This window comes from Streptomyces sp. SID5910 (assembly GCF_009862125.1).
Lineage (GTDB): Bacteria > Actinomycetota > Actinomycetes > Streptomycetales > Streptomycetaceae > Streptomyces.
Genome location: NZ_WWHX01000636.1, coordinates 1 through 6,838, shown reverse-complemented (window position 1 = coordinate 6,838; position 6,838 = coordinate 1). Strand labels below are relative to the sequence as shown.

The window sequence follows — 6,838 nt, the reverse complement described above, 5'->3', positions numbered from 1 at the left end:
TACCGGCACCGAGGCCGGCACCACCGGCGCCAGGCGCACCACCCGCACCGCTGCCGGGAAGGGCTCCGCGACGGAGCTCGTGCAGCTGCTGACGCCCGAGGGCAAGCGCGTCAGGAAGGCGGCCTACGCGGAGTACGCCGAGTACGTCGCCGACATGACCCCCGACGAGCTGCGCGGCCTGTACCGCGACATGGTGCTCACCCGGCGCTTCGACGCCGAGGCCACCGCATTGCAGCGTCAGGGCGAGCTGGGCCTGTGGGCCTCGCTGCTGGGCCAGGAGGCCGCCCAGATCGGCTCCGGCCGCGCCACCCGCGAGGACGACTACGTCTTCCCCACCTACCGCGAGCACGGCGTCGCCTGGTGCCGCGGGGTGGACCCGACCAACCTCCTCGGCATGTTCCGCGGTGTGAACAACGGAGGCTGGGACCCCAACAGCAACAACTTCCACCTCTACACCATCGTCATCGGCTCCCAGGCGCTGCACGCCACGGGCTACGCGATGGGCGTGGCCAAGGACGGCGCGGACTCCGGCGTGATCGCCTACTTCGGCGACGGCGCCTCCAGCCAGGGCGACGTCAGCGAGGCGTTCAACTTCGCCGCGGTCTACAACGCCCCGGTGATCTTCTTCTGCCAGAACAACCAGTGGGCGATCTCGGAGTCCAACGAGAAGCAGACCCGCGTGCCGCTGTACCAGCGCGCCCAGGGCTTCGGCTTCCCCGGCGTCCGGGTCGACGGCAACGACGTGCTGGCCTGTCTGGCGGTCACCCGGTGGGCGCTGGAGCGCGCCCGGCGCGGCGAGGGCCCGGCGCTGATCGAGGCCTTCACCTACCGCATGGGCGCCCACACCACCTCGGACGACCCGTCCCGCTACCGGCACGACGACGAGCGCGCCGCCTGGGAGGCCAAGGACCCGATCCTGCGCCTTCGCCGCTACCTGGAGTCCTCGAACCACGCGGACGAGGGATTCTTCGGGGAACTGGAGGCGGAGAGCGAGGCGTTGGGCAAACGAGTGCGCGAAGTGGTCCGTGCCATGCCGGACCCGGACCGGTTCGCCATCTTCGAGAACGCGTACGCGGACGGGCACGCGCTCGTCGACGAGGAGCGCGCCCAGTTCGCCGCCTACCAGGCGTCGTTCGCAGAGGCCGAGGGGGTCTGACATGGCAGCGAAAACCGTGACATCCACAAGCATGGCGCTGGCCAAGGCGATCAACGAGTCGCTGCGCCGCGCGCTGGACGCGGACCCCAAGGTCCTGATCATGGGCGAGGACGTCGGCAAGCTCGGCGGCGTCTTCCGCGTCACCGACGGGCTCCAGAAGGACTTCGGCGAGGACCGGGTCATCGACACCCCGCTGGCCGAGTCCGGCATCGTCGGCACCGCCATCGGCCTCGCCCTGCGCGGGTACCGGCCGGTGGTGGAGATCCAGTTCGACGGCTTCGTGTTCCCGGCCTACGACCAGATCGTCACGCAGCTCGCGAAGATGCACGCCCGCTCGCTGGGCAAGGTCAAGATGCCGGTCGTCATCCGCATCCCCTACGGCGGCGGCATCGGCGCGGTCGAGCACCACTCCGAGTCCCCGGAGGCGCTGTTCGCGCACGTGGCGGGCCTGAAGGTGGTCTCGCCGTCGAATTCGGCCGACGCGTACTGGATGATGCAGCAGGCCATCCAGAGCGACGACCCGGTGATCTACTTCGAGCCCAAGCGGCGCTACTGGGACAAGGCCGAGGTCGACACCGAGGCGATCCCGGGCCCGCTGCACAAGGCGCGGGTGGTCCGCGAGGGCACCGACCTCACGCTGGTGGCCTACGGCCCGATGGTGAAGCTCTGCCAGGAGGTCGCCGACGCGGCGGCCGAGGAGGGCCGGTCCCTGGAGGTGGTGGACCTGCGGTCCATCTCCCCGCTGGACTTCGACACCATCCAGGCGTCGGTGGAGAAGACCCGCCGCCTGGTCGTGGTGCACGAGGCGCCGGTGTTCCTGGGCTCGGGCGCGGAGATCGCGGCGCGGATCACCGAGCGCTGCTTCTACCACCTGGAGGCCCCGGTGCTCCGGGTCGGCGGCTACCACGCGCCGTACCCGCCGGCCCGCCTGGAGGAGGAGTACCTGCCCGACCTGGACCGGGTGCTGGACGCCGTCGACCGCTCGCTGGCGTACTGAGGAGAGGGCGTTGACGACGATGACTGAAGGCTCCGTCCGCGAGTTCAAGATGCCCGACGTGGGCGAGGGACTCACCGAGGCCGAGATCCTCAAGTGGTACGTCCAGCCCGGTGACACGGTCACCGACGGACAGATCGTGTGCGAGGTCGAGACGGCCAAGGCCGCGGTCGAACTGCCCATCCCCTACGACGGGGTGGTCCGCGAGCTGCACTTCCCCGAGGGCACCACGGTCGACGTGGGCACGTCGATCATCGCGGTCGCCGTCGGCGACGCCGCGGCCGCCGCCGCCCCGGTGCAGGAGGCCGCGCCGGAACCGGCCGAGGCGCCCGCGGCGCAGGCGCCGGCACCGGCCGAGGCGGAGGAGAAGAAGCCGGAGGGCCGCCAGCCGGTCCTCGTGGGCTACGGGGTCGCCACCTCCTCGACCCGCCGCCGCCCGCGCAAGAGCCCGGGCGCCCCGGCGCAGGAGGCCTCGGCCGCGATCCAGGCCGAGATGAACGGCCACGGGCCGGTCACCCGCGAGCGCCCGCTGGCCAAGCCGCCGGTGCGCAAGCTGGCCAAGGACCTCGGCGTCGACCTGGCGACCGTCGTGCCCTCGGGCCCGGACGGCGTCATCACGCGCGAGGACGTGCACGCGGCGGTGGCGCCCGCGACCGCACCGGCCGAGGCGCCCGAGGCGGCCCCCGCCGCCACGCCCGCGCCCGCGGTCCCGGCGCCCGCGGTGTCGTACGACACGGCGCGCGAGACCCGGATCCCGGTCAAGGGCGTGCGCAAGGCGACGGCTGCGGCGATGGTCGGCTCGGCGTTCACGGCGCCGCATGTCACGGAGTTCGTGACGGTCGACGTGACGCGGACGATGAAGCTGGTCGAGGAGCTGAAGCAGGACAAGGAGTTCACGGGCCTGCGGGTGAACCCGCTCCTGCTGATCGCCAAGGCCCTGCTCGTCGCGATCAGGCGCAACCCGGACGTCAACGCGTCCTGGGACGAGGCCGCCCAGGAGATCGTGGTCAAGCACTACGTGAACCTGGGCATCGCGGCCGCGACCCCGCGCGGTCTGATCGTGCCGAACATCAAGGACGCCCACGCCAAGACGCTGCCGCAGCTCGCGGAGTCGCTGGGCGAGCTGGTGTCGACGGCCCGGGAGGGCAAGACCTCCCCGGCCGCCATGCAGGGCGGCACGGTGACCATCACCAACGTCGGCGTCTTCGGCGTCGACACCGGCACGCCGATCCTCAACCCCGGCGAGTCCGCGATCCTCGCGGTCGGCGCGATCAAGCTCCAGCCGTGGGTGCACAAGGGCAAGGTGAAGCCGCGTCAGGTGACCACCCTGGCGCTGAGCTTCGACCACCGCCTGGTCGACGGGGAGCTGGGCTCCAAGGTCCTCGCCGACGTGGCGGCGATCCTGGAACAGCCGAAGCGGCTGCTCACCTGGGCGTGACGCCCCTTCGACGAAGGAAACGGAACCGCGCGTCCCGCCACGGGGCGCGCGGTTCCGTCGTACCGGATGCCGGTCCTACTTGGTGAAGCCGTAGTTCAGCAGCTTCGTGGCGTCCGTGGAGCGCTGGGTCGAGGACGTGGACGCGAGCACCGTGCCGATCACCGTCTTGCCCTTCCGGGTCGCGGAGAAGACCAGGCAGTACTTGGCCTCCGGACCCGAGCCGGTCTTCACGCCGGTCGCGCCGCTGTAACTGCTCAGCAGCGTGTTGGTGTTGGTCCACGCCGCCATCGTGCGGGTGCCGCCGCTCTTCGTCGTCGTCTTCGCCGTGTACTTCTTGGTCTTGACGATCGTGCGGAACGTGGAGTTCTTCATGGCGCTGCTGGCGATCTTCGTCAGGTCGCGCGGCGTCGAGTAGTTGGTGCCGTTGCCGATGCCGTCGAACGAGTCGAAGTGCGTGTTCTTCAGGCCGAGGCTCTTGGCCTGCGCGTTCATCTTGCCGATGAACGACTTCACCCGCTCCGCCCGGGTCTTGCCCGTGCCGAACGTGTCGGCCAGCGCGTAGGCCGCGTCGCAGCCGGACGGCAGCATCAGGCCGTACAGGAGCTGGCGGACCGTCACCTTGTCGCCGACGATCAGGCGCGCGGACGAGGCGTTCTTCGAGACGATGTAGTCGCTGTAGGCCATCTGGACCGTGACCTTGGCGTCCAGGTTGAGCTTGGGCTGGGCGAGCACGACCTTGGCGGTCATGATCTTCGTGGTGGATCCGGTGGAGCGCCTGGTGTCCGCGGCCTTGGTGTAGAGGGCGGCGCCGGTCGCGTCGTTCATCACGAAGCCGCCCTTGGCGGCGATCGCGGGCGCGGCGGCGGCCCGCGCGGGGGCGGACGCGGCCTGCGCGGGTGCGACGGCCAGTGCGGGCGCGGTGGAGAGGGCTCCGGACGCGAGCACGGCGCCGGTGGTCACGGCCACGGCGACGGCTCGGCGAAGACGGATGCCCTGAATGCCGTTTATCAACTGAGATACCCCGATTGTTGTGAAATCCCCAATGGTGTGGCCCCGTTGCGCTCGTGATCCAGCATGGGCCGCGCCTGTGGGACACGTGAATAGCACGGACGGTTGTGCTCTCTTGGTGCGCTTCCCCCTGATGGGTGGATGTACGTCCGGATGCTGGACGGAACCCCTCTTGCGTCCCTGTTGTATCTATCCTGTGGGCATGACCATGGCCGTGAAGCAACCCCCCGCCGCCGACCGCGTGTACACCCACGTCAAGCAGGCCGTCCTGGAGCGCCGTTACGAGGGCGGGACGCTGCTCACCGAGGGCGAACTCGCGGAGGCCGTGGGCGTCTCGCGCACCCCGGTGCGGGAGGCGCTGCTGCGGCTGGAGGTCGAGGGGCTGATCCGGCTCTACCCGAAGAAGGGCGCCCTGGTCCTGCCCGTCTCCGCGCAGGAGATCGCGGACGTGGTGGAGACGCGGCTGCTGGTCGAGGAGCACGCGGCGCGCAAGGCCGTACCCGCCCCGCCCGGTCTCATCGAGCGGCTGGAGGACCTGCTCGCCCGCCAGCGCGAGCAGGCCGCCGAGGGGGACTTCGCCGGCGCCTCCGTCACCGACCGCTGTTTCCACGCCGAGATCGTCCGCAGCGGCGGCAACGAGATCCTCTCCCGTCTCTACGACCAGCTCCGCGACCGCCAGTTGCGGATGGGCGTCGCCGTCATGCACTCCCACCCCGACCGGATCGCCAAGACGCTCACGGAGCACGAGGAGATCCTCGACGCGCTGCGCTCCGGGGACGCGGAGGCGGCCGTCGGCGTGGTCCACCGGCACGTGGGCTGGTTCTCGCACCTGGCGCGGGGTGAGGTCCGATGAGTTCCGCCGTGCCGGGCAAGAGCACCCTGCCGGGCGACCCGCCGGGCGGGCGGCGCGCGATGGCCGTCTGGGGCATCGGCGTCGCCGTGTACTTCGTCGCCGTCATCTTCCGTACGTCCCTGGGCGTGGCCGGCCTCGACGCGGCCGACCGCTTCCACGTCAACGCCTCCGCCCTGTCCACCTTCTCCATCCTCCAGCTGCTGGTATACGCCGGCATGCAGATACCCGTCGGCCTGCTGGTCGACCGGCTCGGCACGAAGAAGGTGCTGGGCATCGGCGTCGTCCTGTTCACGGCCGGGCAGCTGGGCTTCGCCTTCTCGCCGACGTACGGCACCGCGCTCGCCTCGCGGGCGCTGCTCGGCTGCGGCGACGCGATGACGTTCATCAGCGTGCTGCGGCTCGGCACGCGCTGGTTCCCGGCCCGGCGCGGGCCGCTGGTCGCCCAGCTCGCCGGACTGGTCGGCATGGCGGGCAACCTGGTCTCCACGCTGGTCCTGGCCCGCCTGCTGCACGGCATCGGCTGGACCGCGGCCTTCGCGGGCAGCGCGCTGGCCGGCGTGGTCGTCCTCGTCCTGCTGGTGCTCTTCCTGAAGGACCACCCCGAGGGGCACGAGCCGGAACCGGTGTCGCACCGGGGGGCCGCGTACGTACGGCGGCAGATCGCCGCGTCCTGGCGGGAGCCGGGCACCCGGCTGGGGCTGTGGGTGCACTTCACCACCCAGTTCCCGGCGATGGTGTTCCTGCTGCTGTGGGGCCTGCCGTTCCTCGTCGAGGCGCAGGGGCTGTCCCGGGGCACGGCCGGGGGGCTGCTCACGCTGGTGGTGCTGTCCAACATGACGGTCGGTCTGGTCTACGGCCAGATCATCGCCCGGCACCACGGGGCGCGGCTGCCGCTGGCGCTCGGCACGGTGGGGGCGACGGCGCTGCTGTGGGCGGCGACGCTGGCCTATCCGAGTGAGCACGCGCCGATGTGGCTGCTGGTCGTGCTGTGCACGGTGCTGGGGGCGTGCGGGCCGGCGTCGATGATCGGGTTCGACTTCGCGCGGCCGGCGAATCCGCCGGAGCGGCAGGGGACGGCGTCCGGGATCACGAACATGGGGGGCTTCGTGGCGTCGATGACGACGTTGTTCGCGGTCGGGGTGCTGCTGGATGCGACGGGGGACGACTACACGGTGGCGTTCTCTTCGGTGTTCGTGCTTCAGGCGGTGGGGGTTTCGCAGATTCTGCGGTTGCGGAAGCGGGCGGCTCTGCGGGAGCGGGAGCGGTTGGTTGCCAGCCGGGTGGAGACGGTGCACGTGCCTGTGTAGGCGCCGGACGCTGGTGCGGGGCGGGGGTGGGACGGGTGGCCCGGCGCTAGCCGGGTGCCGCTGCGCCCACCCGTGCCGCCCC

At 71.2% G+C, this 6,838-nt stretch carries 6 protein-coding genes; 5 read left to right on the top strand and 1 reads right to left on the bottom strand.

Annotated features, from left to right (window positions below; all coding sequences use genetic code 11):
- The 3 genes from pdhA to GTW67_RS22400 form a co-directional block, all read left to right on the top strand.
- A partial coding sequence (pdhA, locus tag GTW67_RS22410; protein WP_161166597.1) for a pyruvate dehydrogenase (acetyl-transferring) E1 component subunit alpha occupies positions 1-1,156 on the top strand: 1,156 nt, incomplete at its 5' end.
- 31 nt (positions 1,157-1,187) lie between these two features.
- Entirely contained in the window at positions 1,188-2,153 is a 966-nt protein-coding gene (locus GTW67_RS22405) for an alpha-ketoacid dehydrogenase subunit beta (RefSeq protein ID WP_161166598.1), read from the top strand.
- 10 nt (positions 2,154-2,163) lie between these two features.
- Entirely contained in the window at positions 2,164-3,588 is a 1,425-nt protein-coding gene (locus tag GTW67_RS22400) for a dihydrolipoamide acetyltransferase family protein (protein WP_161166596.1), read from the top strand.
- Between the two features lie 75 nt (positions 3,589-3,663).
- Here GTW67_RS22400 and GTW67_RS22395 read toward each other — a convergent pair whose 3' ends face one another.
- On the bottom strand, positions 3,664-4,599 hold the full coding sequence (locus GTW67_RS22395; protein WP_161166595.1) for a D-alanyl-D-alanine carboxypeptidase family protein: 936 nt from the start codon (positions 4,597-4,599) through the stop codon (positions 3,664-3,666).
- 199 nt (positions 4,600-4,798) lie between these two features.
- Here GTW67_RS22395 and GTW67_RS22390 point away from each other — a divergent pair, with 199 nt between their 5' ends.
- On the top strand, positions 4,799-5,449 hold the full coding sequence (locus GTW67_RS22390; RefSeq protein WP_161166594.1) for a GntR family transcriptional regulator: 651 nt from the start codon (positions 4,799-4,801) through the stop codon (positions 5,447-5,449).
- Positions 5,446-6,756: an MFS transporter gene (locus GTW67_RS22385; RefSeq protein ID WP_161166593.1), complete on the top strand. Its 1,311-nt coding sequence runs from the start codon at positions 5,446-5,448 to the stop codon at positions 6,754-6,756. The genes GTW67_RS22390 and GTW67_RS22385 overlap by 4 nt, the downstream gene beginning before the upstream one ends.
- Positions 6,757-6,838 lie beyond the last annotated feature (82 nt).

Coding starts and splice junctions, on each gene's coding strand:
- GTW67_RS22385 (WP_161166593.1), top strand. CDS start 5,446: ATGAGTTCCGCCGTGCCGGGCAAGAGCACCCTGCCGGGCGACCCGCCG.
- GTW67_RS22390 (WP_161166594.1), top strand. CDS start 4,799: ATGACCATGGCCGTGAAGCAACCCCCCGCCGCCGACCGCGTGTACACC.
- GTW67_RS22405 (WP_161166598.1), top strand. CDS start 1,188: ATGGCGCTGGCCAAGGCGATCAACGAGTCGCTGCGCCGCGCGCTGGAC.